The sequence below is a fragment of the Pseudomonas sp. HAR-UPW-AIA-41 genome (genome assembly GCF_002304225.1).
GTDB lineage: Bacteria > Pseudomonadota > Gammaproteobacteria > Pseudomonadales > Pseudomonadaceae > Aquipseudomonas.
This window is the reverse complement of sequence record NZ_NSLB01000001.1, coordinates 501,245-527,912: the sequence shown is the minus strand read 5'-3', so window position 1 is coordinate 527,912 and position 26,668 is coordinate 501,245. Positions and strand designations below refer to the sequence as shown.

Sequence of the window (26,668 nt, the reverse complement as noted above, 5' to 3'; positions counted from 1 at the left end):
CGCAGGCAGACTTACAGACTCAGAGTACGGCTTTCGGGTACGAACCCAGCACCTTGAGCGCCACCGCTTCGTTGCCGATCTTCTCCAGCACGTCCTTGATCAGCGGATCCTGGTGGTGACCGACGAAGTCGATGAAGAACACATAGGTCCACTTGCCGCTGCGCGACGGCCGGGTCTCGATGCGGGTGAGGTCGATACCGTTGGTATGGAACGGCACCAGCAGCTCATGCAGCGCCCCAGGCTTGTTGCGCATGGAAACGATGATCGAGGTCTTGTCGTCACCGGTCGGCGGCACTTCCTGATTACCGATGATGAGGAAGCGCGTGGAGTTATCCGGACGATCCTCGATCTTCTCGGCCAGCTTGCTCAGGCCATACAGCTGCGCCGCCATATCACCGGCAATGGCCGCACTGTTCCATTCGCCCTTGACCCGCTTGGCCGCGTCGGCGTTGCTCGACACCGCCACACGCTCGACGTTGGGGTAATGCGCATCCAGCCACTTGCGGCACTGGGCCAGGGACTGAGCATGGGAGTAGATGCGGGTGATACGGTCGGTCTTGGTGGTCTCACCCACCAGCAGGTGATGGTGGATACGCAGCTCCACCTCGCCACAGATGACCATGTCGTGCTCGAGGAAGCTGTCGAGGGTGTGATTGACCGCGCCCTCGGTGGAGTTCTCCACCGGCACCACGCCGAAGTTCACCGCCCCGGCAGCCACTTCGCGGAATACCTCGTCGATGGCCGCCATCGGCTGACTGATGACCGCATGCCCGAAGTGCTTGAGCGCGGCCGCCTGAGAGAAAGTTCCCTCTGGGCCGAGGTAGGCAATCTTCAGCGGCTGTTCCAGCGCCAGGCAGGAGGACATGATTTCGCGGAACAGACGCGCCACTTCCTCGTTGTCCAGCGGCCCCTTGTTCAGCTCCATGATGTGCTTTAGCACCCAAGCCTCGCGCTCGGGACGGTAGAACACCGGAGTTTCCCCGGCCGGCAGCGAGGCCATCTTCACCCGCGCCACATCCTGAGCACAGCGCGCACGATCACTGATCAGCTCGAGAATCTTCTCATCGAGACTGTCGATGCGCACCCGCAGGGCCTTGAGCTGATCAGCTTCGCTCATCAGGCGTGCTCCTTCTCGAACTCGGCCATGTAGGCAACCAGCGCCTCGACGGCATCCAGGCCTACGGCGTTATAGATGGAAGCGCGCATACCGCCCACCGAGCGATGCCCCTTGAGGTTGAGCAGGCCGCGCGCTTCGGCACCCGCCAGGAAGGGCTTGTCGAGCTTGTCGTCGGCCAGACGGAACGGCACGTTCATCCACGAGCGGGCATTGTGCGCGATCGGGTTGGTGTAGAAGTCGCTGGCATCGATGGCCTTGTAGAGCAGGTCCTTCTTGGCACGATTGACCTTGGCGATCGCCTCGACACCACCCTGCTCCTTGAGCCACTCGAACACCAGACCCGACAGGTACCAGGAATAGGTCGCCGGGGTGTTGTACATCGAGCCGTTGTCGGCAGCGACCTTGTAATTGAGCATGGTCGGGCAGCTGGAGCGGGCACGACCGAGCAGGTCTTCACGAACGATGGCGACGACCAGGCCGGACGGACCGATGTTCTTCTGCGCACCGGCGTAGATCAGGCCGTACTGCGACACATCGATCGGGCGCGAGAGGATATCCGAAGACATGTCCACCACCAGCGGGGTATCGCCGGCATCCGGCACCCAGTCGAACTGCAGACCACCGATGGTCTCGTTGCTGGCGTAATGCAGGTAGGCCGCATTCTTCGACAGCTGCCACTCGTTCTGCCCCGGGATGGCGAAGTAGTCGTAGCCCTTGGCGCTGGCGGCCACATTGACGCTACCGAAACGCTGGGCTTCCTCGATAGCCTTCTTCGACCAGATGCCGGTGTCGATGTAGTCGGCCACACCGTCTTCCGGCAGCAGGTTCAGCGGAATCTCGGCAAACTGCTGGCTGGCGCCGCCCTGCAGGAACAGCACCTTGTAGTCCGATGGAATGGCCAGCAGGTCGCGCAGATCCTGCTCAGCCTTCTCGGCGATGGCCACGTACTCGTCGCTGCGGTGGCTCATCTCCATCACGGAGAGGCCCTTGCCCTGCCAGTCGAGCATCTCGGCCTGGGCACGTTCCAGTACGGCGGTGGGAAGCGCGGCCGGGCCGGCGCAGAAGTTAAAGGCTCGCTTGCTCACGTTTGCTCTCACTTAAATGCATGGCGGACAGCATCGCTTACACGATCTGCCCGCCTGGGTTCAGCCTGCACCGCTCCGGATGACGGAGCGGCGATTGCACTTACTGGTTATCGGCTGGCTCGTCACCGGCCTGCGCATCGGCAGCCTCAGCGACTTCATCAGCATCGGTCACCGCCTCGGCGAACTCGACCTCCGGCGCATCCTCGTCGTCATCGCCGCCCGAGGGCTCCTGCACCCGTTCCAGACCGACCAGGGTTTCATCCTTGGCCAGCTTGATCAGGGTCACACCCTGAGTGTTACGGGAAGAGGACGAAACCTCGTCGACACGGGTACGGACCAGGGTGCCCTGGTCGGAAATCAGCATGATTTCTTCGCCATCCTGCACCTGCACCGCACCGACCAGTTTGCCGTTACGCTCGTTGATGACCATGGCAATCACGCCCTGACCACCACGACCGCGACGCGGGTAGTCCTCAAGCGGCGTGCGCTTGCCATAGCCGCGCTCGGAAGCGGACAGAATCTGCGCACCGGCCTCCGGAATCAGCATGGAAATCAGGCGCTGGCCATCAGCCAGACGCATGCCACGCACACCGCGCGCGATACGGCTCATGGTGCGTACGTGTTTTTCCTTGAAGCGGATCACCTTGCCGGCATCGGAGAACAGCATGACTTCCTTGGCGCCATCGGTGATGGCCGCGGCAATCAGGGTGTCGCCCTCTTCCAGCTTCAGCGCGATCAGACCACTGGAGCGCGGCTTGCTGAACTGCACCAGCGGCGTCTTCTTCACGGTACCAAAGGCGGTGGCCATGAAGATGTAGGCGCCGGTCGGCTCGTCCTGCTCGTCATCCGCGCTGTCGACATCGGCGTCATCGCTGCCTTCGGCCTCGATTACCTCACCCTCGATCACCACGCCTTCGTTTTCGTCCAGATCCTCGCCTTCTTCGGCAGCCTGCTGACGCAGGGCCTCCAGGTCGATCTGCAGCATGGCGGTGATGCGCTCGCCCTCATCCAGCGGCAGCAGATTCACCAGCGGGCGACCACGCGCGGCGCGGGAGGCTTCCGGAATCTCGAAGGTGCGCAGCCAATAGACCTTGCCCTTACTGGAGAACAGCAACAGGGTGGCGTGGCTGTTGGCAACCAGCAGGTGCTCAATGTAGTCCTCGTCCTTGACCCCGGTGGCCGACTTGCCCTTACCACCACGACGCTGTGCCTGATAGGCAGCCAGCGGCTGAGACTTGGCATAGCCGCCATGGGAGATGGTAACGACGCGCTCTTCCTCGGTGATCAGGTCGGCGATGGTCAGGTCCATCTGCGAAGCCATGATCTCGGTACGACGGGCGTCGCCGAACTCGGCCTTGACCTTCTCCAGCTCCTCGCGGATGACTTCCATCAGGCGCTCGGGATTGTTCAGGATGCGGATCAGCTCGCCAATCAGGGTGAGGATTTCCTGATACTCGGCCAGCAGTTTCTCGTGTTCCAGGCCGGTCAGACGGTGCAGACGCAGCTCCAGAATGGCCTGAGCCTGCTCCGGTGACAGGTAATACTTGCCATCGCGCAGACCGTACTGCTCGTCCAGATCCTGCGGGCGGCAGGAATCGGCACCAGCGCGCTCAACCATGGCCTCCACGGCACTGGATTCCCAGGCAGTGGCAATCAGACGCTCCTTGGCATCGGCCGGGCTCGGCGAACTCTTGATCAGCTCGATTACCGGATCGATATTGGACAGCGCCACCGCCTGGCCTTCGAGGATGTGCCCGCGCTCACGCGCCTTGCGCAGCTCGAACACGGTACGACGGGTGACCACTTCGCGGCGGTGACGAATGAAGACCTCAAGCATGTCCTTGAGGTTCATGGTCTTGGGCTGACCATCGACCAGCGCCACCACGTTGATGCCGAACACGCTCTGCAGCTGGGTCTGGGCGTAGAGGTTGTTGAGAATGACCTCAGGCACCTCGCCACGGCGCAGCTCGATGACCACGCGCATACCGTCCTTGTCGGACTCGTCGCGCAGCTCGGTAATACCTTCGAGCTTCTTCTCCTTGACCAGCTCGGCGATCTTCTCGATCAGACGCGCCTTGTTCAGCTGGTACGGCAGCTCGGTAATAACGATCTGCTGGCGGCCGCTGCTCTTGCCTTCGATCTCCTCGACCTCGGCACGGGCACGCATGTAGATGCGGCCACGGCCGGTACGGTAAGCCTCGATGATGCCGGCACGGCCGTTGATGATGCCCGCGGTCGGGAAGTCCGGGCCCGGGATGTAGTGCATCAGCTCATCGACGGTCAGCTCCGGATTGCTCATCAGAGCCAGACAGCCGTCGATTACTTCGCCAAGGTTGTGCGGCGGAATGTTGGTCGCCATACCCACGGCAATACCGCTGGAGCCATTGACCAGCAGGTTGGGGATCTTGGTCGGCATGACCGCCGGAATCTGCTCGGTGCCGTCGTAGTTGGGCACCCAGTCGACGGTTTCCTTGTCCAGGTCGGCCAGCAGTTCATGGGCCAGCTTGGCCATACGCACTTCGGTGTAACGCATGGCGGCTGCGTTATCGCCGTCCACCGAGCCGAAGTTACCCTGACCATCAACCAGCATGTAACGCAGGGAGAACGGCTGAGCCATACGCACGATGGTGTCGTAGACAGCCACGTCGCCGTGCGGGTGGTATTTACCGATCACGTCACCGACCACACGGGCCGATTTCTTGTAGGGCTTGTTCCAGTCATTGCCCAGTTCGCTCATGGCGAACAGCACGCGCCGATGCACGGGCTTCAAACCATCCCGTGCGTCCGGCAAGGCACGCCCGACGATCACGCTCATCGCGTAGTCGAGGTAGGACTGTTTCAGCTCGTCTTCGATATTGACCGGGAGAATTTCTTTGGCCAGTTCGCCCATGAGAAGCCTGGTTCCTTTTTATGTCGCTCCCTGACGGGAGCCTACGCATTGGAGGGCTCATCCGGCCCCTTGATAACCTGCGGAGCTTACCACAGGCGATTGCCGTGGACCTACCCCGCTCCCGGACGGCAAGTGCCGTTCAGTGCAGCCGCTTACGGCACATCAACTGGGCCATTTTTTCGGCATCCGGACGCTCTACCACGCCTTTCTCGGTGACGATCACATCCACCAGGTCCGCCGGGGTCACATCGAACACCGGATTACAGGCGGTTACCTCGGCGGCGACACGCCGGCCAGCAAGCTCCAGCAACTCGCTGCCGGCACGCTCTTCGATGGGGATGTCGTCGCCGTGTTCCAGCGCCATGTCGATAGTCGAGCTGGGCGCCACCACCATGAAGCGCACGCCATGGTGCATGGCATTGACCGCCAGCTGGTAGGTGCCGATCTTGTTGGCCACATCGCCATTGGCGGCGATACGGTCGGCACCGACTATCACCCAGCTGATGTCCTGCGTTTTCATCAGGTGCGCGGCCGCGGCATCCACATTGAGCGTCACCGGCACGCCATCGGCCGCCAGTTCCCAAGCGGTCAGTCGAGAACCCTGCAGCCAGGGGCGCGTTTCGTCGGCAAACACCTGCTCGACCAGACCTTCGGCATGCGCCGCGCGAATCACACCCAGCGCCGTGCCAAAACCACCGGTTGCCAGCGCACCGGCATTGCAGTGGGTGAGCAGGCGCTGCGGCTTGTCGCCGTGCCTGCGAATCAGCTCGGCACCCAGCTGAGCCATGACCAGATTGGCCTCACGGTCGCTGGCATGAATAGCCTCAGCTTCGGCCGTCATCAGCGCCATCGCATCGGCATCGCCCTGAATCTGCTGTAAACAGTCGCGCATGCGGTTGAGTGCCCAGAACAGGTTGACCGCCGTGGGGCGGGATTCGGCCAGCAGGCGCATGTCGCTCTCGACCGCGGCCCGCCAGTCCCCGCCCTCGGCCAGCCGCTGACGTACCGCCAGCGCCACGCCGTAGGCGGCGGCAATCCCGATGGCCGGGGCGCCGCGCACCACCATCAGGGTGATCGCTTCAGCCACCGCAGCCGCCTCGGTGTAACGCAGCCAGACCTGCTGCTGCGGCAACAGACGCTGATCGAGCAGTAACAGGGCATCACCCTGCCATTCAATGGCCTTGACCTTTTCCGCGACCAGCAGTCGCTCGCGCATGCGCACAGTTCACCTTCCGTTCTTCATGCAAAGCGGCCGATTATACCCCAGGAGCCTGGTTATACTGGCGCCTCTCCAGCACCACGGACCGCCGACCATGCCGACATCGAAAGCCCCCTTCGACCTGCTCCTGCTGCCCACCTGGATAGTGCCGGTGGAGCCGGCCGGCGTGGTACTGCGCGAGCATGCATTGGGCATTCGCGATGGCCGCATTGCCCTGCTCGCACCACGCGACCAGGCGCTGCGCATCGGCGCAAGGACGGTACGCGAGTTGCCGGATATGCTGCTCTGCCCCGGCCTGATCAATGCCCACGGTCACGCCGCCATGACTCTGCTGCGCGGCTATGCCGACGACCTGCCTCTGCAGGAGTGGCTGCACGAGCGCATCTGGCCAGCCGAGGCGCAGTGGGTCAATGAGGACTTTGTCCGTGACGGCACCCTGATCGCCATCGCCGAACAGCTCAAGGGCGGCATCACCTGCCATGCCGACATGTATTTCTACCCGGCCGAAGCGACCCGCGCCGTGCATGAGACTGGCGTTCGCGCCCAGATCAGCATACCGATCCTCGACTTCCCGATTCCCGGCGCCCATGACGCAGGTGAGGCCATCCGCCAGGGCCTGCAACTGCTCGACGACCTCAAGCATCACCCGCGCATCCGCATCGCCTTCGGCCCGCACGCCCCTTACAGCGTCAGCGATGACAAGCTGGAAACCATCCGCATGCTGGCCGAGGAAGTCGACGCCCCCATTCACATGCACGTGCACGAAACCGCCGGTGAGGTCGAACAGGCACTCCAGCAGCAGGGCGAACGCCCGCTGGCACGCCTGCAGCGCCTGGGTCTGCTCGGGCCTCGCTTCCAGGCCGTGCACATGACCCAGATAAACGAACAGGACATCGAGCTGCTTGTCGCCAGCAACAGCAGCGTGATCCACTGCCCCGAGTCCAACCTCAAGCTGGCCAGTGGCTTCTGCCCGGTAGACAAGCTCTGGCAGGCCGGCGTCAACGTGGCCATCGGCACCGATGGCGCAGCCAGCAACAACGACCTCGACCTGCTGGGCGAAACCCGCACCGCCGCTCTGCTGGCCAAGGCCATCGCCGGCAACCCCAGTGCCCTGGATGCCCACAGCGCCCTGCGCATGGCCACCCTCAATGGCGCCCGCGCCCTGGGCCTGGAACAGCAGATCGGCTCGCTGGAAATCGGCAAACAGGCCGATCTGGTGGCCTTCGACCTGTCCGGCCTCGCCCAGCAACCGGTCTATGACCCGGTCTCGCAACTGCTCTACGCCTGCTCGCGGCACGAGGTCAGACATGTCTGGGTGGACGGCAAGGCACTGGTCGAGGACGGCCAACTGACCCGTCTCGACGAACACGAACTGAACGAGCGCGCCCGCGCCTGGGGCGAACGTATCGCCCAGCGCTGAAGCACGCTGCGACAAACTGGCCTGCGCGGCAAAGCTGCCGCCAGCGCCCGGAAACTGGCAATATACGCAGCTATCCCATTTTGCCCGGCCACCAGCAGCCTGCTGCGACCTGGCCCATGCCACTGGAACGCCCATGAGCAACGTCGATCACGCCGAAATCGCCAAATTCGAGGCCCTCGCCCACCGCTGGTGGGACCGCGAAAGCGAGTTCAAGCCGCTGCACGAAATCAATCCGCTGCGCGTCAACTGGATCGACGAGCGCGTCGGCCTGGCCGGCAAGAAGGTGCTGGATGTCGGCTGCGGTGGCGGCATCCTCAGCGAATCCATGGCCCAGCGTGGCGCCACGGTGATGGGTATCGACATGGGCGAAGCCCCGCTGGCCGTGGCTCAGCTGCACCAGCTGGAGTCGGGCGTCGAGGTCGAATACCGGCAGATCACCGCCGAAGCTCTGGCCGAGGAAATGCCCGGGCAGTTTGATGTGGTCACCTGCCTGGAAATGCTCGAACACGTACCGGATCCGGCGTCGGTGATCCGCGCCTGCTACAAAATGGTCAAACCGGGCGGTCAGGTGTTCTTCTCCACCATCAACCGCAATCCCAAGGCCTACCTGTTCGCCATTGTCGGCGCCGAATACGTGCTGCGCCTGCTGCCGCGCGGCACCCACGATTTCAAGAAGTTCATCCGCCCCTCCGAGCTCGGCGCCTGGTGCCGGCAGACCGGTTTTGAGGTCAAAGACATCATCGGCCTGACCTACAACCCGCTGACCAAGTACTACAAACTGGAAGCAGATGTGGATGTCAACTACATGATCCAGACGCTCAAGGAGGCCTGATGCGTCTGCGAGCGGTGCTTTTCGACATGGACGGCACGCTGCTCGACAGCGCGCCGGACTTCGTCGCCGTGGTTCAGGCCATGCGCGCAGCCCGCGAGCTGCCTGACGTGGAGGCACAGGCCGTGCGTGATGTCGTCTCCGGCGGCGCCCGCGCCATGGTCGCCGCGGCATTCGATGCCGAGCAAGGCTCTGCCGAATTCGAAGCCCTGCGCCTGGAATTCCTCGAGCGTTACCAGGCGCACTGCGCCGTACTGACCCAGCCCTATCCCGGCATCAGCGAACTGCTCGACGACATCGAGCATGCCAAGCTGCGCTGGGGCGTGGCCACCAACAAGCCACTGCGCTTTGCCGCGCCGATCATGCAGCGTCTGCAACTGGATCAGCGCAGCGCCGTCCTGCTCTGCCCGGACCATGTAGCCCAGAGCAAGCCTGCCCCCGACATGCTGCTGCTGGCCTGCCAGCAACTCGGCCTGCAACCGGCCGAAGTCCTGTTCGTCGGCGATGACGAGCGCGACATCGCCGCCGGCCGCGCCGCCGGCTGCCGTACCGCTGGCGTCACCTGGGGCTACATCCACCCCGATGACAACCCCGGCCACTGGGGCGCCGATGTGATCGTCAACCACCCCAGCGAACTGCGCACCGTACTCGACCGCGCATTGTGCAGCTGCTGAACCATTTCACTTTCTTTCCGTTTAGAGACCGACCGCATGTTCGAATACAGCGCCCGCCCCGACCTGCTCAAAGACCGCGTGATTCTGGTGACTGGCGCCGGTCGCGGGATCGGCGAGGCCGCCGCCAAGGCCTATGCCGCGCACGGCGCCACCGTGCTGCTGCTGGGCAAGAATGAAGACAACCTCAATGAGGTGTACGACCAGATCGAAGCGGCCGGCCATCCGCAGCCTGTGGTGATCCCCTTCAATCTGGAGACCGCCCTGCCGCACCAGTACGACGAGCTGGCCGCCACCATCGAGGCCGAGTTCGGCCGCCTCGACGGACTGCTGCACAACGCCGCCATCCTCGGCCCGCGCACCCCGCTGGAGCAGCTTTCCGGCGACAACTTCATGCGCGTCATGCAGGTCAACGTCAACGCCATGTTCATGCTGACCAGCACACTGTTGCCGCTGCTCAAGCTCTCCGAAGACGCCTCGGTGATCTTCACCTCCAGCAGCGTCGGCCGTCAGGGCCGTGCCTACTGGGGCGCCTATGCCACCTCCAAGTTCGCCACCGAAGGCCTCATGCAGGTTCTGGCCGACGAAGTCGACGGCACTCAGGTACGCGCCAACAGCGTCAACCCCGGCGCCACCCGCACCGGCATGCGCGCTCAGGCCTATCCGGGCGAAAACCCGACCAACAACCCGCTGCCCGAAGCCATCATGCCGATCTATCTGTACCTCATGGGCCCCGACAGCAAGGGCGTCAACAGCCAGGCATTTGACGCTCAGTAAGCCCAGCGCGCGCTACCCCGGCGCGCGCCGTTTTCCGGCGCCCGCCTTATCACAGCGGCAAGGCCTTGCCGCGTGACTCGCCAGAAAACCGTCTCCCCAGTCTGAATAACCCGCATCAAATATCTGCAACTCAATGATTTAAAAGCACTTTTCAAGATAAATCGACAACTGGCACGGAAATCGCTGTAGGCATGGTGTCGCCGCCTTCAAGCGCCAGAGGTTGATCATGAGCACGCCCAGTCAGTCCAACACCATCAATTTCGATGCAGCCAAGCTGCAGCGCTTGGGCTTTCCTGGCCAACGTCAGCCGTCGCTGAAGCCGGTCACCCTGATCGAACTGCGCCGCGAGCTTGCCCTGCAGCTGCAGACCACGCTCGATATCGAACGCATCCTTGAACTCTTCTACCGTCAGGTGCAGCGCTTGGTGCCGCTGGATGCTCTGAGCTACCAGCAGGCCAGCAGCGACCTGCGTCTGGAACTCGGCGGCCGCGGCAGTCACTCGGCCGGCTACCGCCTGAGCCACGAAGGCGAATACATGGGCGAACTGCTGTTCCGCCGCAACCAGCGCTTTTCCGATGACGAACTGGCTCAGCTCGAGTCGCTGCTGGCCAGCCTGCTGTTCCCCCTGCGCAATGCCCTGATGTACCGCGCCGCGGTGCAGAACGCGCTGCGTGACGGTCTGACCGGCACCGGCAACCGGGTCGCCATGGAGAAGGCACTGGAGCGCGAAGTGGAAATGGCCCGCCGCCACCTGCAACCGCTGTCGGTACTGATGCTGGACATCGACTTCTTCAAGAAGATCAACGATGAACATGGTCACCACACCGGCGACGAAGTGCTGCGCGCCGTCGCCAGCACCCTGAAGAACACCCTGCGCAACGTCGACATGGTGTTCCGTTTCGGTGGCGAGGAGTTCCTCGTGCTGTTGTCCAACACGCATCGCGAAGCCGCAGCCATGGTGGGCGAGCGCCTGCGCATGGCGGTCATGGAGCTGCAGTATCTGGTGCAGGGCCGCGCCCTGGATGTCTCGATCAGCCTGGGCTGCGCCACCCTGCTGGCGGGCGAGTCCTCCGACAGCCTGCTGCGCCGCGCCGACAACGCTCTCTATGTAGCCAAACGCGAAGGCCGCAACCGCCTGGCCCTGGCCGGCTGATCGACTGACTGCCTGCTCGAAGCGGACATGAAAAAAGGGACCCTTGGGTCCCTTTTTCGTTTACCGGTGATTACCGCGGCTTACGCCCGAAACCCGGACGCTGCCCTTCACCCGCCGGTTGCGGGCGACGCTGGGCTGGCGCTGCCGGCTTGCGTGCCGGACGCTCGCCCAGGCTCGGCTCATCACGGCCACGCTGCGGACGCTTCTTCGCCGCATCAGGGCGCTCGGCAATCACCGCCTGACCACGCGGCCCACGCTCGCCCTCGGCCGGACGCGGCTTGCGCACGCCAACCGGCTTGGGCGACTTGCGCTGCAAACGCTCCATCTTGTCGCGGAACTTGCTTTTGACACCCGGCAGCTCGACCGGCGTCAGCCCCACTTCAGCGGAGAGGATGTCGATCTCGCGCTGGCTCATTTCGCGCCAGCGGCCCATGGTCAGGTCTGAGGTCATGAACACCGGTCCGAAACGCACGCGCTTGAGACGGCTGACCACCACGCCCTGAGACTCCCACAGGCGGCGCACTTCACGGTTGCGGCCTTCCATCACCACGCAGTGATACCAGTGGTTGTAGCCTTCGCCACCCGGAGCCTGCTTGATGTCGGTGAACTTGGCCGGGCCGTCTTCCAGCATCACGCCGGCCTTGAGCTGCTCGATCATCTCGTCGGTCACTTCACCACGCACACGCACCGCGTACTCGCGGTCCATCTCGTAGGAAGGGTGCATCAGGCGATTGGCCAGCTCACCGTCGGTGGTGAACAGCAGCAGACCGGTGGTGTTGATGTCGAGGCGGCCGACGTTGATCCAGCGGCCATTGCGCGGCCGGGGCAGACGGTCGAAGACAGTCGGACGGCCTTCCGGATCGTTGCGGGTGCAGACTTCGCCATCGGGCTTGTTGTAGATCAGGACCCGGCGAACTTCTTCCTGCTCTTCCTCGCGACGCAGCACGCGCCCATCGACGCTGATGGCGTCATGCAGATCCACGCGCTGGCCCAGGGTGGCCACTACGCCATTGACCTGTACGCGACCGCTGCTGATCCAGGTTTCGATATCGCGACGCGAAGCCAGACCCATGCGGGCCAGGACTTTCTGCAGTTTTTCCCCTGCGGGGCTGTGTTGTTGCTCGTCCATCTGGGCACCTCCCGGTGTAGTGATGTGGGCGAATGGCACTATCGGCCAAAAAGGGCGTGCATCATACGCCTTTAGCGTGCGCCGCGCACCGCCACTCAGCGGATGCGGTCAGCCGGCAAAATCAATGCAGCAAAGGCAGCTCGCCGGCATCCTCAGCCAATGTTTCGCCCTCGTCGTCGCTCTCGGCCGATGCAGGCAGATCGCTGAAATCGGTTTTCAGCCCCTGTTCCATGCTGTCGAGCTCGGCCAGCAGGCTGCGGAAACTGGTTTCTTCCCGCGGCTCGGCCTGCTCAGTGCCGGCATCGTCATCGGCCAATGCCAGATCGGCCCGCGCCTGCAGACCGGCCGGCACGCCGTCCTCGTCATCCAGAGGCAGCGCCGGATCAGGCTGCAGTTCGCGCAGTGCCGCCAAAGGTGGCAACTCGTCGAGGCTCTTCAGGTTGAAGTGATCGAGAAAGGCCTTGGTGGTGGCGAACATCGCTGGGCGCCCAGGCACATCGCGATGACCGACCACGCGAATCCACTCGCGCTCCAGCAGCGTCTTGACGATCTGGCTGTTGACCGCCACGCCGCGGATATCCTCGATTTCGCCCCGGGTGATCGGCTGCCGGTAAGCCACCAGCGCCAGGGTTTCCAGCAGCGCACGCGAATAGCGCTGGGGGCGCTCTTCCCACAACCGGCCGACCCAGGGGGCATATCGTTCGCGCACCTGCAGGCGATAACCGGAGGCCACCTCTTTCAGCTCCAGGGCGCGTCCCTCACAGCTCTTGGCCAGCACCGTCAGGGCTTTCTTGAAGACGCCAGGCTCTGGGCGTTCGCCCTCCTCGAACAGCTCCATCAGCCGCTCCAGCGACTGCGGCTTGCCCGAGGCAAGCAGAAAGGCTTCGAGGACCAGGGCTAGTTCTTTGGGCTCAGACAGGTTCATCACAGGCTATTCCGCACGGGCCCGCACATGGATCGGGGCAAAAGGCTCATTTTGTACCAGCTCGACCAGCGATTCCTTGACCAGTTCGAGTACCGCCATGAAGGTCACCACCACGCCCAGCCGCCCCTCTTCGGCGCTGAACAGGCTGATAAAGGGCAGAAAAGCACCGCCCCTGAGACGCTCCAGCACTTCGCTCATGCGCTCGCGGGTGGACAGGGCTTCGCGGGTGACCTGATGGCTCTCGAACATATCGGCACGCCTGAGCACCTCGGCCATCGACAGCAATACCTCTTCCAGGCTGACCTGCGGCAGCAGCTTGCGCGCCCGCGCCTCGGGCGCATCCAGGCGCGGCACCTGCAGCTCGCGGCCAACCCTAGGCAGGCCGTCGAGGTCCTCGGCGGCGGCCTTGAAGCGTTCGTATTCCTGCAGACGCCGGATCAACTCGGCGCGCGGATCCTCCTCTTCCTCCTCGGCCTCAGCCGAGCGTGGCAGGAGCATGCGCGACTTGATCTCGGCCAGCATGGCCGCCATCACCAGATACTCGGCGGCCAGCTCAAGGCGCACCGATTTCATCAGCTCGACATAGCCCATGTACTGCTTGGTGATTTCGGCCACCGGGATGTCGAGGATGTCGATGTTCTGCTTGCGGATCAGGTACAGCAGCAAGTCCAGCGGCCCCTCGAAGGCCTCGAGGAACACCTCCAGAGCATCCGGCGGGATATACAGATCCAGCGGCAGTTCGGTGACCGCCTGGCCGTAGACCAGCGCCAGCGGCAACTCCCCCTGCTGGGGCGCGACGGTCTCGGGAGCTTCACTCATCAGTCGTTCTCGAACGGCGTCGGATCGCCGGCCCCGACACGCAGCACCTCGGGCGAATCGTCGAGCAGGCTGACCACTGTCGAGGCCTCCAGCCCGCCGAAACCGCCATCGATGATCAGATCCACCTGATGCTCGAGGATCTGGCGCATCTCGTAAGGATCAGACATCGGCAGCGTCTCCCCCGGCAGGATCAGACTGACGCTCATCAGCGGCTCACCCAGCTCGTGGGCCAGGGCCAGAGGAATGGGATGCGCCGGCACACGCAGGCCGATGGTGCGGCGCTTCTCGTGCAGGAGCATGCGCGGCACTTCGCGGGTGGCATTGAGAATGAAGGTATAGGGGCCCGGCGTATGCGCCTTGAGCAGGCGGAAGGCGGCCGTATCGACCTTGGCGAACAGGCCCAGCTGCGACAGGTCGCTGCAGATCAGGGTGAAATTGTGCTTGTCGTCCAGCCGGCGCAGGCGGCGAATGCGCTCCACCGCTGTCTTGTCGCCGATATGACAGGCCACGGCGTAGGACGAATCGGTGGGAAACACCACCACGCCACCCTGGCGAATGATCTCCACCGCCTGTTTGATCAGGCGCGCCTGGGGATTTTCCGGGTGGACCTGGAAGAACTGACTCATAGACGCTCCCTGTTCAAGATGCAGCGCGGACATGATCGAAGCGCGCCCAGAGTGGCGGCAGATCATCCGGGACGGGCCGGTACATACCCAGCTCCGACCAGTCGCCCGGTGCGTGGAAATCACTGCCGGCGCTGACCAGCATGCCGAATTCGCGGGCCAGAATGGCCAGGGTGCCGACCTGCTCGGCCGGCTGCAGGCCATTGACCACCTCGATGGCATGCCCGCCACCGCTGACGAACTCGCCGACCAGCCGCCGGCGCTTGCTGCGGGTGAAATCGTACTGGGCCGGATGGGCCAGGCTGATCCAGGCATCGGCCGCGCGCAGCGTTGCCAGCACTTCGGCCAGACTCGGCCAGTGCTGCTTCACATCTCCCAGCTTGCCGGCACCCAACCATTTGCGGAACGCCTCGGCGCGGTCGGCAACGAAACCGGCGCGCACCAGATATTCGGCGAAATGCGGGCGGGCCGGCGCGTTGCCACTGTCACCCAGCTCCTGCTGCACGGCGCGGGCGCCCTGCAGACAACCGGTAAAGCCGACCCGCGCCAGACGCCGGTCGATTTCCTCGGCACGGGCCCAGCGCCCGGTGTGCAGGCTCTGCACCGCCGTCTCAATGGCCGGGGCATCCAGAGCAAAGCCATAACCCAGCACGTGAATGGTGGCGCCACCCCAGGTACAGGACAGTTCGATGCCATTGACCAGCTGCAGCCCCAGCTCGGCGGCGCGCTGCTGCGCTTCGGGCAGACCCTCGACGGTGTCGTGATCGGTCAGCGCCAGCACCCGCACACCACGTTCGTGGGCGCGCGCCACCACCGTCGCCGGGCTCAGGGCGCCGTCCGAGGCGGTGCTGTGGCAATGCAGATCAATCTCCATGGGGTCTCGCTGAACGGGGTTCACGGGCTGGAAAGCAGGGACTTCTGCGCCAGATTCTTCCTGTTATTATGCCGGCACAACCCATTTCTGGCTGCGCTACGTGAAACAATTCATCGACTTTATTCCGCTGATCCTGTTCTTCATCGTCTACAAGCTCGAACCACGCGCCATTGAACTGGCCGGCCACAGCATTACCCTGGGCGGTATTTTCAGTGCGACCGCCGTGCTGATTCTGGCCTCCGTGGTGGTTTATGGCGCCCTGCTGATCCACCAGCGCAAGCTGGAAAAGGGCCAGTGGCTGACGCTCGGCGCCTGCCTGCTGTTCGGCGGCATGACCCTGGCGTTCCACAGTGAAACCTTCCTCAAGTGGAAAGCGCCGGTGGTGAACTGGCTGTTTGCCCTGGCCTTCATCGCCAGCCACTTCATCGGCGACAAACCGCTGATCCAGCGCATGCTCGGCCATGCCATGACTCTGCCGGCTGAAGTCTGGAAACGCCTGAACCTGGCCTGGATCGGCTTTTTCCTGTTCTGCGGCTTCGCCAACCTGTTCGTTGCCTTCACCTTCCATGAGATCTGGGTCGACTTCAAAGTCTTCGGGAGCCTCGGCCTGACCGTGCTGTTCCTGGTGGCCCAGGGCGTTTATCTCTCGCGTCACCTCCACGACGAGCCCGCCCCCGAAACCAAGGACTGAACATGCTCTACGCCATCATCGCCACCGATCATCCCGGCACCCTCGACGCGCGCATGGCCGCCCGCCCTGCCCACCTCGATCGTCTGCTGCAACTCAAGGCCGAAGGCCGGCTGATTCTCGCCGGCCCACACCCGGCGGTAGACAGCAACGACCCGGGCTCAGCAGGGTTCAGCGGCAGCCTGGTGGTCGCGGAATTCGACTCGCTGCAGGCCGCACAAACCTGGGCCGATGCCGACCCGTACCGCAGCGCCGGCGTCTACGCCAGCGTCATCGTCAAGCCATTCAAGCTCGTTCTTCCGTAAACCCGCGCGGGTGGCAGCGCCGCCCTACAGGAGTTCCGATGCGCCTGCTGGCCCCGCTGTTTGCCCTGTTGCTGCCCTGTCTTGCCGTGCAGGCAGAGGAATCTGTCTCCCTGCCACTGCTGCAAACCAGCAGCGGCACACCTCAGCCCAGTACGACGCCGAACGTCGAACTCCAGCAACAGCTCAAGCTCATGCAAGCCGAGCGCGACCAGCTGCAGGCACAACTGCAGGAGCAGAACCAGCTGCAGGAAAGCGCTCAGGTCAGCCGCCTGCGCCAGGAAAACCAGCGCCTCAAGCTGCAGCTCAAAGCCGCTTTGGCCGGACAGGGGCCTCGCTGGCTGAGCGAACAGCAGACCTGGTTTGCCTTGGGAGGAGCTCTGACACTGATCGCCCTGATCATCGGCAGACTCAGTGCCGGCCTCGGCAAATCGCGCAAGCACTGGCTGAACTGACGACCCAGCATGAGCCATCTGCTGCTGATCGATGATGATCTGGAACTCTGCGACCTGCTCAGCCGCTGGCTGAGCCAGGAAGGCTTTGTCGTCAGCGCCAGCCACGACGGCCAGCAGGCCCGCCAGCAGCTGCAGGCCCAGAGCCCGGACGCGGTGATCCTTGATGTCATGCTGCCCGATGGCAGCGGTCTGGAGCTACTCAAGCAACTGCGCCAGGATCACCCGGAACTGCCGGTGCTGATGCTTTCCGCCCGCGGCGAGCCGCTGGACCGCATCCTCGGCCTGGAGCTGGGCGCCGACGATTACCTGGCCAAACCCTGCGACCCCCGCGAACTGACGGCCCGCCTGCGGGCGGTACTGCGCCGCAGTCAGGCCACAGTCAAACCCCAGCTGCAGGACCTCGGCGATCTCAGTTACAGCGTCGCACGCGGCACCGCCAGTATTGGTGAGCATGAGGTCAGCCTGACCCTGTCCGAGGGCCGCATTCTCGAGGCGCTGCTGCAAACCCCGGGCGAGCCGGTGGACAAGCAGGCACTGGCGCAACTGGCACTGGGCCGCAAACTCAGCCTGTATGACCGCAGTCTGGACATGCACGTCAGCAACCTGCGCAAGAAGCTCGGCCCGCACGCCGATGGCCGGCCACGTATCCAGGCCCTGCGCGGTCGTGGCTACCTGTACCAGCTGTAGCAGGCCGTCTTTACCCAGCCTTTACCCTGACCTGACGGCGCTTGACCTTGCCCGCCCTAGACTGGGCACATCCGGACAACGACCGGAATCCAGACCAGGAGATCCATCATGCGCAAGACCCTCACCGCCCTGCTGTTCGCCGCCACCCTGCCCACCGTTGCCCTGGCCATGCCCGACGAAGGCCGCCACCAGGGCGGCATGCGCGGCGAACCGCACGGTATGATGTTCAAGGAACTCGACCTCAGCCGCGAACAGCGCGAGTCCATCGGCAAGCTGATGCGCGAGCAGATGAAGTCCCAGCGTGACATCACCCAACGCTATCTCGACAAACTGCCGGAAGCCGAGCGCAAGGCCATGCAGGAGGAGCTGGAAGCCGGCAGGAAGCAGCAGCACGACAGCATCCGCGCCCTGCTCAAGCCCGAGCAGCAGAAGAGCTTTGACGAGCTGACCAAGAAGATGGAAGAACGCCGCGCCGAACGCGCCGAGTTCGAAGCCTGGAAGGCCGAGAAAGACAAGGCCGAATAAATCTGCGATCGACCGCCAGCCCAGTGCTGGCGGTCCTGTTTGAGGAATGCCCATGCGCACCCTGTTCTGGCGCATCTTCGCCAGTTTCTGGCTGGCCATCGTGCTGGTCGCCGGCCTGTCCCTGCTGCTGGGCCGGGTGTTCAATCAGGATGCGCTGATCCTCGCCACACACCCGGCCCTGCGCGGTCTGGCCGAGCAGTGGGTTGAGCGCTATGAGACGCAGGGGGTTCAGGCAGCACAGCGCCTGCTGGAGAACCCCAAGCGCCGCTATCGTCTGAATGTCCAGGTGCTCGACGATGATGGCGAGCCGCTGGTACGCGGTACCTTTCCACCCCGTGCCGCCGCTCTTGAAGCACGTGTCCGGGAAAACCGTCTGCCGTGGCGACGCCTGACCGAAAGCGTCGAGGGCAGCAACGGCACCACCTACCTGTTCATCTACCGCATTCCCCACCCGGAGCTGCACGGCTGGCAGCGCGACAGCGTGCTGCTGCCCCTTGGCGCGCTGACCATCGCGCTGCTGGTGCTGACCATTCTCAGCCTGCGCCTGACGCTGTCCATCACCCGTCCGCTGGAACGCCTGCGCAGTGCAGTGCATGACCTCGGCCGCACCGCCTACCAGCAGCACAGCCTCGACGAGCTGGCCCGTCGTCCCGATGAACTGGGTCTGCTGGCCAAGGACTTCAACCACATGGGAGAACGCCTGCAGGGGCTGATCGGCAGTCAGCGCCAGCTGCTGCGTGATGTTTCCCATGAGCTGCGCTCGCCCCTGGCGCGCCTGAAAATCGCCCTGGCCTTGGCCGAGCGCGCGCCCGCCGAGGAGCGCGAACAGCTGTGGCCGCGCCTGGGTCAGGAATGTGATCGCCTGGAAGCCCTGATTCAGGAAATTCTCACCCTCGCCCGCCTCGACAGCGAACCCGGCGCGCGTCAGCCCGTGCCGCTGCGACCACTGCTGGAAAAACTGATCGAGGATGCGCGGCTGCTGCACCCCGAGCAGCAGATCAGACTGGACTGCCCGGACAGCGCCGTCCTCTCTGTCTGGCCCGACATGCTGGAACGGGCTCTGGACAACCTGCTGCGCAATGCCCTGCGCTTCAACCCGGTCGGGCAGCCAGTCGAAATCCGGGTAACGGCACAGGCCGACACCTGGCAGGTGGAAATCCGCGACCATGGCCCCGGCGTTGCCGACGAGCACCTGGCTCGCCTCGGCGAACCCTTCTTCCGCGCTCCGCAGCAGAGCGGCAGCGGCCACGGTCTGGGGCTGGCCATCGTGCGCCGCAGCGCCGAGCGCCACGGCGGCCAACTGGCGCTGCTCAATCACGTAGATGGCGGTTTTGTCGCCCGCCTGACCCTGCCGCGCTGATCAGCCCTGCCAGGACTGGACGAAATCGGCCGGTGCCAGCGCCGCCGGCTGACGCAGGGCGCCCTCCGGGGTGCCGAGATAGATGAAGGCAATTACCTGCTCGCTCTCCGCCAACCCCAGCCCGCGGGCCACCGTCGGGTGATAGGCCAGCTCGCCGGTGCGCCAGATAGCACCCAGTCCCTGAGCGTGGGCAGCCTGCAGCAGGGCATGAGCGGCGCAACCGGCCGACAGTACCTGCTCGCTGGTCGGCACCTTGGGGTGATCCTTGGGGCTGGCGATCACCACCAGCAGCAGCGGCGCACGCAACGGCGCCGCCAGTGCCTTGTCCAGCGCCGCCGGAGCAACCTCCGCGCTTTCCTGCAGAGCCCGGACAAAGAGTTCACCCAGACGCTGGCGGGCATCTCCCTCGATGCTGAGAAAGCGCCAGGGGCGCAACTGGGCATGATCCGGGGCGCGCAGCGCGGCCTTGAACAGCAGCTCGCGCTGCTCGGCCGAAGGCGCAGGTTCCACCAGACGGGATACGGAAACACGCTGAGTCAGGGCAACAAGGGCATCCATGATGCTCACTCCACAATAAGGTGCTGGCAGTCTAACCGATCCGGCCAGTGCTCCGGGCCCAGCGGCGGCAAACCATAGGCCGCACGCGCCTTGTCGCAGTGCGGGTTGGCCTGGCCATCCTCCCAGGAGGCGGTGAACTCGCGGCAGGTACTGCTGCGACAGGCATAGTTGCTACAGGACACACTCTCCCCGACCGTGCCCTGCAGCGCCGTGCAGCGCACCGGGCGGGTCTCGGTGCCGAGCATCGCCACCCGCTGCGGACTGATCTGCACCACCAGTTCATCCGGCACAAGGCCACCGCCGGACTGGCATTCGCCCCAGTAGAAGGACACACGAAAGTGAGCGCAGCAGGCGCCACAGCTCAGACAGGGGTTGTTGGAAGACATGATGGATAGAACGCGACGGCGGATAAGGAAGAGACGGCCTATTGTATGCGGTGGCAATGCGCTGTGAAGATGACCCAGGCCGGTTTACAGCCACTGCGTCATCCGTAGAATGGCGCCCCTCAGTTCCCGAGACTTGCTTGATGGCTCTTTCCACCCTGCGCATGATCGGCTTCATCATCGGCCTGTTCCTTATCACCCTGGCCGTGAGCATGGTCATTCCCATGCTGACCCTGCTGCTGTACCAGCGCCAGGACGATCTGGATGCATTTCTCTGGTCGAGCCTGATCACCTTTGTGGCCGGTCTGGTGCTGGTGGCGCCGGGCAAACCCCAAAATGCCCACATGCGCCCGCGTGACATGTACCTGCTGACCACCCTGAGCTGGGTGGTGGTATGTACTTTTGCCGCCCTGCCGATGGTGATCATTCAGCACATCAGCTACACCGACTCATTCTTCGAGACCATGTCCGGTATCACCACCACCGGTTCCACCGTGCTGGTAGGCCTGGATCATGCGTCTCCCGGCCTGCTGATCTGGCGCTCCATGCTGCACTGGCTGGGCGGTATCGGCTTTATCGGCATGGCCGTGGCCATCCTGCCGCTGCTGCGAGTGGGCGGCATGCGCCTGTTCCAGAGCGAATCCTCGGACTGGGGCGAGAAAGTCATGCCCCGCTCGCACGTCGCCGCGCAATACATTCTGGGCATCTATGCATTGCTGACCCTGCTGGGTTTTTTTGCCTTCTGGGCTGCTGGCATGAAGCCCTTTGACGCCATAAACCATTCGATGTCGATGATTTCCACCGGCGGCTTCTCGACCTCGGACAATTCCATGGCCAACTGGCAGCAGCCTGCAGTGCACTGGGTGGCCGTACTGTTCATGATCCTCGGCAGCCTGCCCTTCACCCTCTATGTGGCCACCATGCGTGGCAGGCGCAAGGCGCTGCTGAAAGATCATCAGGTGCGAGGTTTCCTCGGTTTTCTGCTGCTCACCTGGCTGGTGGTTGGTACCTGGCTGTGGGCCAACTCAGACTATGCCTGGCTGGATGCCTTCCGTATCGTCGCGGTCAATGTCACCTCGGTGGTCACCACCACCGGCGTGGCACTGGGCGATTACACCCTGTGGGGCAGTTTCGCGGTGCTGCTGTTCTTCTACCTGACCTTTGTCGGCGGCTGCTCCGGCTCCACCGCCGGGGGCCTGAAGATCTTCCGTTTCCAGGTCGCCTACGTACTGCTCAAGGCCAACCTGCAGCAACTGATCCACCCCCGCGCCGTGATCAAACAGCAGTACAACGGCCACAATCTGGATGAGGACATTGTCCGCTCGCTGATCACCTTTTCCTTCTTCTTTACCATCACCATTGGCGTCATCGCCCTCGGCCTGACCCTCACCGGCCTGGACTGGGTTACCGCGCTGACCGGCGCCGCCACTGCGGTGTGCAACGTCGGACCCGGCCTGGGCCCGATCATCGGCCCGGTCGGCAACTTCTCCACCCTGCCGGACAGCGCCAAGTGGCTGCTGACCATCGGCATGCTGCTTGGCCGTCTGGAAATCCTCACTGTGCTGGTGCCCTTCACCCGCACGTTCTGGAAGCACTGACCGGTGGGGCTGCCGAACCTGCGCACCATCGGCTTCATCAACGGCATCTTCCTGCTGACCCTGGCAGTCAGCATGCTGGTGCCGGTTATCACCCTACTGATCTTTGAACAGCCTCATCTGATCAGCGGTTTCCTCTGGTCCAGCCTGATCACCTTCGCCGCCGGTCTGAGTCTGATGAGCCGGGGCTATGCCCGGCACAGCCCACTGCGTCCCCGCGACATGTACCTGCTGACCGTCTCCAGCTGGATTGTCGTCGGTAGCTTCGCCGCGCTGCCCTTTCTCTTTGCCGGCGACAGCGGGATCACCGACGCCTTCTTCGAGAGCATGTCAGGCATCACCGCCACCGGCGCCACCGTGCTGACCGGGTTGGACAACATGTCACCCGGCCTGCTGATCTGGCGCTCTCTGCTGCACTGGCTGGGCGGCATCGGCTTCATCGCCATGGCCGTGGCCATTCTGCCGATGCTGCGCATTGGTGGCATGCGCCTGTTCCAGACCGAATCCTCGGACCGCTCGGACAAGGTCATGCCCCGCTCGCACATGGTCGCCAAGTACATGGTGCTCGCCTACGTCGGCCTGAGTGCCATCGGCGTGCTGGCTTTCTGGCTGGCCGGGATGAGCTGGTTCGATGCCATCAACCACTGCATGTCGGCCATCGCCACCGGCGGTTTCTCCACCTCCGATGCCTCCCTTGGCAACTGGCAGCAGCCGGCGGTGCACTGGGTCGCCGTGCTGGTGATGATCCTCGGCAGCCTGCCCTTTGTCCTTTACGTCTCGACCCTGCGTGGCAACTACCTGGCCGTGTTTCGCGACGAACAGGTCCGTGGCTTCTTCTTTGTTCTGCTCAGCAGTTGGCTGGTGCTGACCCTGTGGAAAACCCTGACCACCGAGTTGCCGTGGCTGGAAGCCCTGCGCCATGTGGCGGTGAATATCACCTCGGTGATGACCACCACCGGTTTTGCCGTGGGCGATTACAGCCTGTGGGGGCCGTTCGCCAGCATGCTGTTCTTCTATCTGGGCTTCGTCGGCGGCTGCTCCGGCTCCACCGCCGGGGGCCTGAAGATCTTCCGTTTTCAGGTCGCCTACATCCTGCTCAAGGTCAACCTCAAGCAGCTGATTCACCCGCGGGCGGTGGTCAAGCAGAACTACAACCGCCATCGCTTGGACGAAGACATCGTCCGCTCGATTCTGGCCTTCTCGTTCTTCTTCACCATCACCATCGCCACCCTGGCGCTGGCCCTGGCCTTCTGCGGGCTGGACTGGATCACTGCGTTGACCGGCGCCGCCGCCACCGTTTCCGGGGTCGGCCCGGGCATGGGGCCGATCATCGGCCCGGCGGGCAACTACGCCAGTCTGCCGGACACCGCCAAATGGCTGCTGACCTTGGGCATGCTGCTCGGGCGCCTGGAAATTCTCACCGTGCTGGTGCTGCTGTCACCGCTGTTCTGGCGTCACTGACCGGCTAGGGCTGGTGACGGGCGCGGTACTCACCCGGCGTACAGCCAAACCAGCGGCGAAAGGCACGGAAGAAATTGCTCGGATCGGCAAAGCCCAGCAGGTAGGCGATTTCCAGCAGGGTCAGGCTGGGTTGTGCCATGTACTGCCCAACCAGTTCACGCCGGGTATCGTCGAGCAACTGCTGGAAACTTGCCCCCTCCTCCTGCAGTCGGCGCTGCAGGGTGCGTTCGGACAGAAGCAGCTCCTGCGCCACCACTTCGCGCTTGGGTTCGCCTTGCGGCAACAGGCGACAGAGAATCTGCCGTACCTGATGCGTCACCCGACTGCCGGCAAAGCGCGCCAGGTAATCGCCGGCGAAACGATCATGCAGTTGCGCCAGCGCCTCGTTGGCCGAAGGTAACGGCGCCTCCAGATCGGCGCGGGCGAACTCTAGGGCATAACCTTCGGCATTGAAGCGCAGTGGCGCATCGAATACCGCCTGATAGGGCTGCTGATCGGCCGGGGCGGCGCGCTGCAACTGCACGCACAATGGCCGGATCGGCCGCCCGGTAATCCAGCGCACGAACGTCAGGGTGTAGGCCAGCGAGGCTTCGGCGGCCTGATGGGTGGGCGGCAGGCTGTCACCGTGGATGGCCAGGGTCAGCACATAACGATCCGGCATCACCCGAAAACTCAGGTCGGCGCCTTCGGCGATGATGCGCTGGTAGCGCACCAGCCGGGCGAAACCATCCTTGAGCGTGCGACTGGACATCAGGGCATAGCCAACCACATTGAACGAGGCCGGTCGCACCACCTTGACCATGTTCAGGCCGATCGCCGGATTACCGGACAACTCAACCGCCCGCTGCCATAGCCGCGTCATGCCATCCTGGGGAAAGCGCGCATCGGGATCATGCAGGGCGGCATGGTTCAGACCCAGCTCGGAAAACAGCGCCTGGCAGTCGATGCCTTCGGCCTCCAGGGCATGCACGATAGCCAGCGCCCAGCTGGAAGAGGTGGTTCTCAAGGGAGTCGGCATATTGTCGTTGTAATGTCCGCAGGCAAGGCTGAATCCTGCCGGAAAAGGTCTGGCTCGAAAAGTCAGTTGCCGTCAGGGTGTTCGCAAGGATACTAAACTGGCAGCGAATGTCAGTGGCTGACAGGTGGCAGCGGCTTACACTGCCTTCTCAGCAACAGCCATAACTACCCAACACCGATAACAAGAATGGAGGTGCGCCGTGAGCACTGAAAGCGTGAAAACCTTCAACAGCTTTGCCGAGTTCTACCCCTATTACCTGCAGGAGCACAGCAACGACACCTGCCGTCGCCTGCACTATGTCGGCAGCCTGCTGGTGCTGGGCATCCTCGCCTACACCATCGGCACCCAGCAATGGGCCCTGCTGTGGACGCTGCCAATCGCCGGCTATGGGTTTGCCTGGGTCGGCCACTTCGTCTTCGAGAAGAACAAGCCCGCCACCTTCAAATACCCGCTGTACTCCTTCATGGGCGACTGGGTCATGCTCAAGGATGCCTTCACCGGGCGTATCCGCTTCTGATCCTCAAGTGCCGGCCATGCCACGGCCGGCCAATCCCTGCGGCGTGCCGGCAATCTGCCAGGGGTCGCAATTCCCGCCCAGCTTTAGTACGTTTGTCGCCCTAAAAGCTCCCGCAGAAGCGGGACAACAAGAAAGACATCCAAAGAGATGTCCCAGCATCCAGGGAACGCCGTACCTCATGAAGCCTATTGCCAAGCCGGCCAGCATTGTTCTGCCCACGCCGCCGCTGCGCGAATACTATTCCCGCGTGCTGGCGTATATCGCCACCGCGGCCTGTATCGCCGCCGGCACCTATTCGCAGTATTTCAGCTACGACATTCTGTGGATGGTGCCTTACGCACTGCTCTATCCACACCTGGCCCACCAGATCAGCCAACGCTTCAAACACGAATACCCACAGCAGACCCACCTGACCCTGCTGTTCATCGATGCCCTGCACGCCGGGGCCGCTATCAGCCTGCTCGACTTCAGCGTGGTGCCCAGCCTGATGATCGTGCTGACCCTGACCTTCAGCGCCCTGATCATCGGTGGCCTGCGCTACATGGGCCTGGCAGGCCTCGTCATGTTGAGCGGCACCCTGCTCTGCGCTGCTGTCAGCGACATCAAGTTGCACCCGGCCACCCCCGCGCTGGTGGCCTTCGTCAGCATTATGTTCACCACCCTGTATATCTGCATCACCGCCTACTTCGTGCACCTGCAGGGGCTGCGTCTGAGCATCGCCCGCGGTGAGATCAAGCGCGAACAGGAAAAGGCCGCACGCCTGGCCCGCAATCTGGCCAAGTACCTGTCGCCACAGGTGTGGGAATCGATCTTCAGCGGCAAGAAGAGCGTGCGTCTGGAAACCCAGCGCAAGAAGCTCACCGTGTTTTTCTCCGACATCAAGGGCTTTACCGAGCTGTCCGAGGAGCTGGAAGCCGAAGCCCTTACCGACATGCTCAACAACTACCTCAACGAGATGTCGAAGATCGCCCTCAAGCATGGCGGCACCATCGACAAGTTCATCGGCGATGCGGTGATGGTGTTCTTCGGTGATCCGACCACTCAGGGCGCCAAGAAGGACGCCGTGGCTGCGGTATCCATGGCCATCGCCATGCGCAAGCACATGAAGGTATTGCGCCAGCAGTGGCGCGCCCAGGGCATCGACAAGCCGCTGGAAATCCGCATGGGCATCAACACCGGCTACTGCACCGTGGGCAACTTCGGCGCCGACACGCGCATGGACTACACCATCATCGGCCGCGACGTGAACCTCGCCAGCCGGCTGGAGAGCAACGCCGAAGCCGGCGAGATTCTGGTCTCCCACGAGACCTACTCGCTGATCAAGGACGTGATCATGTGCCGCGACAAGGGCCAGCTGACGGTCAAGGGCATGAGCCGTCCGGTGCAGGTCTACCAGGTGGTCGACTTCCGCCGCGACCTCGGCGCCACCTCAAGCTTCCTCGAACATGAGCTGCCCGGATTCTCCATGTACCTGGACACCAACAACATCCAGGGCGTGGACAAGGAACGGGTGATCAAGGCGCTGCAGCAGGCCGCCGAGAAGCTGCGCGACAAGGTGATTTTCTAAAATCGCCTGCCGGTTCAAGGC

27 protein-coding genes are annotated in these 26,668 nt (G+C 63.6%); 15 read left to right on the top strand and 12 right to left on the bottom strand.

Features of this window, described 5'->3' with window-relative positions; genetic code table 11:
- Positions 1–19: 19 nt before the first annotated feature.
- The 4 genes from pheA to mtnA form a co-directional block, all read right to left on the bottom strand.
- Entirely contained in the window at positions 20–1,117 is a 1,098-nt protein-coding gene (pheA, locus tag CK486_RS02415) for a prephenate dehydratase (protein ID WP_095938676.1), read from the bottom strand.
- Complete coding sequence (gene serC, locus CK486_RS02410; protein ID WP_095938675.1) at positions 1,117–2,202, bottom strand: 3-phosphoserine/phosphohydroxythreonine transaminase; 1,086 nt, start codon at positions 2,200–2,202, stop codon at positions 1,117–1,119. The genes pheA and serC overlap by 1 nt, the downstream gene beginning before the upstream one ends.
- A gap of 100 nt (positions 2,203–2,302) precedes the next feature.
- Positions 2,303–5,092 (bottom strand): DNA gyrase subunit A, encoded by a 2,790-nt coding sequence (gene gyrA / locus CK486_RS02405; RefSeq protein ID WP_095938674.1) that lies wholly within the window; start codon positions 5,090–5,092, stop codon positions 2,303–2,305.
- Between the two features lie 139 nt (positions 5,093–5,231).
- Positions 5,232–6,308 (bottom strand): S-methyl-5-thioribose-1-phosphate isomerase, encoded by a 1,077-nt coding sequence (gene mtnA, locus CK486_RS02400; protein WP_095938673.1) that lies wholly within the window; start codon positions 6,306–6,308, stop codon positions 5,232–5,234.
- A 97-nt stretch (positions 6,309–6,405) separates the two neighbouring features.
- Between mtnA and CK486_RS02395 the strand changes: the two genes are divergently transcribed.
- The 5 genes from CK486_RS02395 (at position 6,406) to CK486_RS02375 (ending at position 11,161) form a co-directional block, all read left to right on the top strand.
- Positions 6,406–7,731: a TRZ/ATZ family hydrolase gene (locus CK486_RS02395; RefSeq protein WP_095938672.1), complete on the top strand. Its 1,326-nt coding sequence runs from the start codon at positions 6,406–6,408 to the stop codon at positions 7,729–7,731.
- Between the two features lie 133 nt (positions 7,732–7,864).
- Positions 7,865–8,563, top strand: a complete 699-nt coding sequence (gene ubiG, locus CK486_RS02390) for a bifunctional 2-polyprenyl-6-hydroxyphenol methylase/3-demethylubiquinol 3-O-methyltransferase UbiG (protein ID WP_095938671.1) — start codon at positions 7,865–7,867, stop codon at positions 8,561–8,563.
- Complete coding sequence (gene mupP, locus CK486_RS02385; protein ID WP_095938670.1) at positions 8,563–9,234, top strand: N-acetylmuramic acid 6-phosphate phosphatase MupP; 672 nt, start codon at positions 8,563–8,565, stop codon at positions 9,232–9,234. Before ubiG ends, mupP begins: the two co-directional genes overlap by 1 nt.
- Before the next feature lie 36 nt (positions 9,235–9,270).
- Positions 9,271–10,008 carry a YciK family oxidoreductase gene (locus CK486_RS02380; protein ID WP_095938669.1) on the top strand — a complete coding sequence of 246 codons (738 nt, stop codon included), beginning with the start codon at positions 9,271–9,273 and terminating at the stop codon, positions 10,006–10,008.
- Between the two features lie 226 nt (positions 10,009–10,234).
- The gene (locus tag CK486_RS02375) at positions 10,235–11,161 is read left to right on the top strand and encodes a GGDEF domain-containing protein (RefSeq protein WP_095938668.1); all 927 of its coding nucleotides are present in this window, start codon (positions 10,235–10,237) and stop codon (positions 11,159–11,161) included.
- Between the two features lie 70 nt (positions 11,162–11,231).
- On the opposite strand, the gene rluB is transcribed toward CK486_RS02375, so the two are convergent.
- From rluB to CK486_RS02350, 5 genes are all read right to left on the bottom strand, one after another.
- Positions 11,232–12,290, bottom strand: coding sequence for a 23S rRNA pseudouridine(2605) synthase RluB (rluB, locus tag CK486_RS02370; protein ID WP_095938667.1), 1,059 nt, complete (start codon positions 12,288–12,290; stop codon positions 11,232–11,234).
- Between the two features lie 121 nt (positions 12,291–12,411).
- Positions 12,412–13,215 (bottom strand): SMC-Scp complex subunit ScpB, encoded by an 804-nt coding sequence (gene scpB / locus CK486_RS02365; protein WP_095938666.1) that lies wholly within the window; start codon positions 13,213–13,215, stop codon positions 12,412–12,414.
- Positions 13,216–13,221: 6 nt separating this feature from the next.
- Positions 13,222–13,920, bottom strand: coding sequence for a ScpA family protein (locus tag CK486_RS02360; protein ID WP_176481638.1), 699 nt, complete (start codon positions 13,918–13,920; stop codon positions 13,222–13,224).
- Between the two features lie 113 nt (positions 13,921–14,033).
- Positions 14,034–14,660 (bottom strand): L-threonylcarbamoyladenylate synthase, encoded by a 627-nt coding sequence (locus CK486_RS02355; protein WP_095938664.1) that lies wholly within the window; start codon positions 14,658–14,660, stop codon positions 14,034–14,036.
- Between the two features lie 13 nt (positions 14,661–14,673).
- Positions 14,674–15,531, bottom strand: a complete 858-nt coding sequence (locus CK486_RS02350) for a PHP domain-containing protein (RefSeq protein ID WP_095938663.1) — start codon at positions 15,529–15,531, stop codon at positions 14,674–14,676.
- Between the two features lie 100 nt (positions 15,532–15,631).
- Between CK486_RS02350 and CK486_RS02345 the strand changes: the two genes are divergently transcribed.
- The 6 genes from CK486_RS02345 (at position 15,632) to CK486_RS02320 (ending at position 19,548) form a co-directional block, all read left to right on the top strand.
- Positions 15,632–16,222 carry a septation protein A gene (locus CK486_RS02345; RefSeq protein ID WP_095938662.1) on the top strand — a complete coding sequence of 197 codons (591 nt, stop codon included), beginning with the start codon at positions 15,632–15,634 and terminating at the stop codon, positions 16,220–16,222.
- 2 nt (positions 16,223–16,224) lie between these two features.
- Complete coding sequence (locus tag CK486_RS02340; RefSeq protein ID WP_095938661.1) at positions 16,225–16,524, top strand: YciI family protein; 300 nt, start codon at positions 16,225–16,227, stop codon at positions 16,522–16,524.
- A 38-nt stretch (positions 16,525–16,562) separates the two neighbouring features.
- A complete protein-coding gene (locus tag CK486_RS02335; protein ID WP_095938660.1) occupies positions 16,563–16,976 on the top strand; it encodes a translation initiation factor 2 (IF-2, GTPase) in 414 nt (137 codons plus the stop codon).
- A gap of 9 nt (positions 16,977–16,985) precedes the next feature.
- A complete protein-coding gene (locus CK486_RS02330) occupies positions 16,986–17,663 on the top strand; it encodes a response regulator transcription factor (protein WP_095938659.1) in 678 nt (225 codons plus the stop codon).
- A gap of 108 nt (positions 17,664–17,771) precedes the next feature.
- Positions 17,772–18,188: a Spy/CpxP family protein refolding chaperone gene (locus CK486_RS02325; RefSeq protein ID WP_095938658.1), complete on the top strand. Its 417-nt coding sequence runs from the start codon at positions 17,772–17,774 to the stop codon at positions 18,186–18,188.
- A 52-nt stretch (positions 18,189–18,240) separates the two neighbouring features.
- Positions 18,241–19,548 carry a HAMP domain-containing sensor histidine kinase gene (locus tag CK486_RS02320; protein ID WP_095938657.1) on the top strand — a complete coding sequence of 436 codons (1,308 nt, stop codon included), beginning with the start codon at positions 18,241–18,243 and terminating at the stop codon, positions 19,546–19,548.
- On the opposite strand, the gene CK486_RS02315 is transcribed toward CK486_RS02320, so the two are convergent.
- Together CK486_RS02315 and CK486_RS02310 are read right to left on the bottom strand one after the other, a co-directional pair.
- The gene (locus CK486_RS02315; RefSeq protein WP_095938656.1) at positions 19,549–20,106 is read right to left on the bottom strand and encodes a nitroreductase family protein; all 558 of its coding nucleotides are present in this window, start codon (positions 20,104–20,106) and stop codon (positions 19,549–19,551) included.
- A 5-nt stretch (positions 20,107–20,111) separates the two neighbouring features.
- Positions 20,112–20,492 (bottom strand): YkgJ family cysteine cluster protein, encoded by a 381-nt coding sequence (locus CK486_RS02310; protein ID WP_095938655.1) that lies wholly within the window; start codon positions 20,490–20,492, stop codon positions 20,112–20,114.
- Positions 20,493–20,632: 140 nt separating this feature from the next.
- Between CK486_RS02310 and CK486_RS02305 the strand changes: the two genes are divergently transcribed.
- The gene (locus tag CK486_RS02305; RefSeq protein WP_095938654.1) at positions 20,633–22,087 is read left to right on the top strand and encodes a TrkH family potassium uptake protein; all 1,455 of its coding nucleotides are present in this window, start codon (positions 20,633–20,635) and stop codon (positions 22,085–22,087) included.
- A gap of 3 nt (positions 22,088–22,090) precedes the next feature.
- Positions 22,091–23,545 carry a TrkH family potassium uptake protein gene (locus CK486_RS02300; RefSeq protein WP_095938653.1) on the top strand — a complete coding sequence of 485 codons (1,455 nt, stop codon included), beginning with the start codon at positions 22,091–22,093 and terminating at the stop codon, positions 23,543–23,545.
- A gap of 4 nt (positions 23,546–23,549) precedes the next feature.
- Here CK486_RS02300 and CK486_RS02295 read toward each other — a convergent pair whose 3' ends face one another.
- Complete coding sequence (locus CK486_RS02295) at positions 23,550–24,563, bottom strand: AraC family transcriptional regulator (protein ID WP_095938652.1); 1,014 nt, start codon at positions 24,561–24,563, stop codon at positions 23,550–23,552.
- Between the two features lie 199 nt (positions 24,564–24,762).
- Between CK486_RS02295 and CK486_RS02290 the strand changes: the two genes are divergently transcribed.
- Positions 24,763–25,080, top strand: coding sequence for an Mpo1-like protein (locus tag CK486_RS02290; protein WP_095938651.1), 318 nt, complete (start codon positions 24,763–24,765; stop codon positions 25,078–25,080).
- 178 nt (positions 25,081–25,258) lie between these two features.
- The gene (locus CK486_RS02285) at positions 25,259–26,647 is read left to right on the top strand and encodes an adenylate/guanylate cyclase domain-containing protein (RefSeq protein ID WP_095938650.1); all 1,389 of its coding nucleotides are present in this window, start codon (positions 25,259–25,261) and stop codon (positions 26,645–26,647) included.
- Positions 26,648–26,668 lie beyond the last annotated feature (21 nt).

Bases quoted from the DNA above. Each gene is read 5' to 3' on its own strand.
- pheA (WP_095938676.1), bottom strand. From the start codon at position 1,117: ATGAGCGAAGCTGATCAGCTCAAGGCCCTGCGGGTGCGCATCGACAGT.
- gyrA (WP_095938674.1), bottom strand. From the start codon at position 5,092: ATGGGCGAACTGGCCAAAGAAATTCTCCCGGTCAATATCGAAGACGAG.
- mtnA (WP_095938673.1), bottom strand. From the start codon at position 6,308: ATGCGCGAGCGACTGCTGGTCGCGGAAAAGGTCAAGGCCATTGAATGG.
- CK486_RS02395 (WP_095938672.1), top strand. From the start codon at position 6,406: ATGCCGACATCGAAAGCCCCCTTCGACCTGCTCCTGCTGCCCACCTGG.
- ubiG (WP_095938671.1), top strand. From the start codon at position 7,865: ATGAGCAACGTCGATCACGCCGAAATCGCCAAATTCGAGGCCCTCGCC.
- mupP (WP_095938670.1), top strand. From the start codon at position 8,563: ATGCGTCTGCGAGCGGTGCTTTTCGACATGGACGGCACGCTGCTCGAC.
- CK486_RS02380 (WP_095938669.1), top strand. From the start codon at position 9,271: ATGTTCGAATACAGCGCCCGCCCCGACCTGCTCAAAGACCGCGTGATT.
- CK486_RS02375 (WP_095938668.1), top strand. From the start codon at position 10,235: ATGAGCACGCCCAGTCAGTCCAACACCATCAATTTCGATGCAGCCAAG.
- rluB (WP_095938667.1), bottom strand. From the start codon at position 12,290: ATGGACGAGCAACAACACAGCCCCGCAGGGGAAAAACTGCAGAAAGTC.
- scpB (WP_095938666.1), bottom strand. From the start codon at position 13,215: ATGAACCTGTCTGAGCCCAAAGAACTAGCCCTGGTCCTCGAAGCCTTT.
- CK486_RS02355 (WP_095938664.1), bottom strand. From the start codon at position 14,660: ATGAGTCAGTTCTTCCAGGTCCACCCGGAAAATCCCCAGGCGCGCCTG.
- CK486_RS02350 (WP_095938663.1), bottom strand. From the start codon at position 15,531: ATGGAGATTGATCTGCATTGCCACAGCACCGCCTCGGACGGCGCCCTG.
- CK486_RS02340 (WP_095938661.1), top strand. From the start codon at position 16,225: ATGCTCTACGCCATCATCGCCACCGATCATCCCGGCACCCTCGACGCG.
- CK486_RS02335 (WP_095938660.1), top strand. From the start codon at position 16,563: ATGCGCCTGCTGGCCCCGCTGTTTGCCCTGTTGCTGCCCTGTCTTGCC.
- CK486_RS02330 (WP_095938659.1), top strand. From the start codon at position 16,986: ATGAGCCATCTGCTGCTGATCGATGATGATCTGGAACTCTGCGACCTG.
- CK486_RS02325 (WP_095938658.1), top strand. From the start codon at position 17,772: ATGCGCAAGACCCTCACCGCCCTGCTGTTCGCCGCCACCCTGCCCACC.
- CK486_RS02320 (WP_095938657.1), top strand. From the start codon at position 18,241: ATGCGCACCCTGTTCTGGCGCATCTTCGCCAGTTTCTGGCTGGCCATC.
- CK486_RS02315 (WP_095938656.1), bottom strand. From the start codon at position 20,106: ATGGATGCCCTTGTTGCCCTGACTCAGCGTGTTTCCGTATCCCGTCTG.
- CK486_RS02310 (WP_095938655.1), bottom strand. From the start codon at position 20,492: ATGTCTTCCAACAACCCCTGTCTGAGCTGTGGCGCCTGCTGCGCTCAC.
- CK486_RS02305 (WP_095938654.1), top strand. From the start codon at position 20,633: ATGGCTCTTTCCACCCTGCGCATGATCGGCTTCATCATCGGCCTGTTC.
- CK486_RS02295 (WP_095938652.1), bottom strand. From the start codon at position 24,563: ATGCCGACTCCCTTGAGAACCACCTCTTCCAGCTGGGCGCTGGCTATC.
- CK486_RS02285 (WP_095938650.1), top strand. From the start codon at position 25,259: ATGAAGCCTATTGCCAAGCCGGCCAGCATTGTTCTGCCCACGCCGCCG.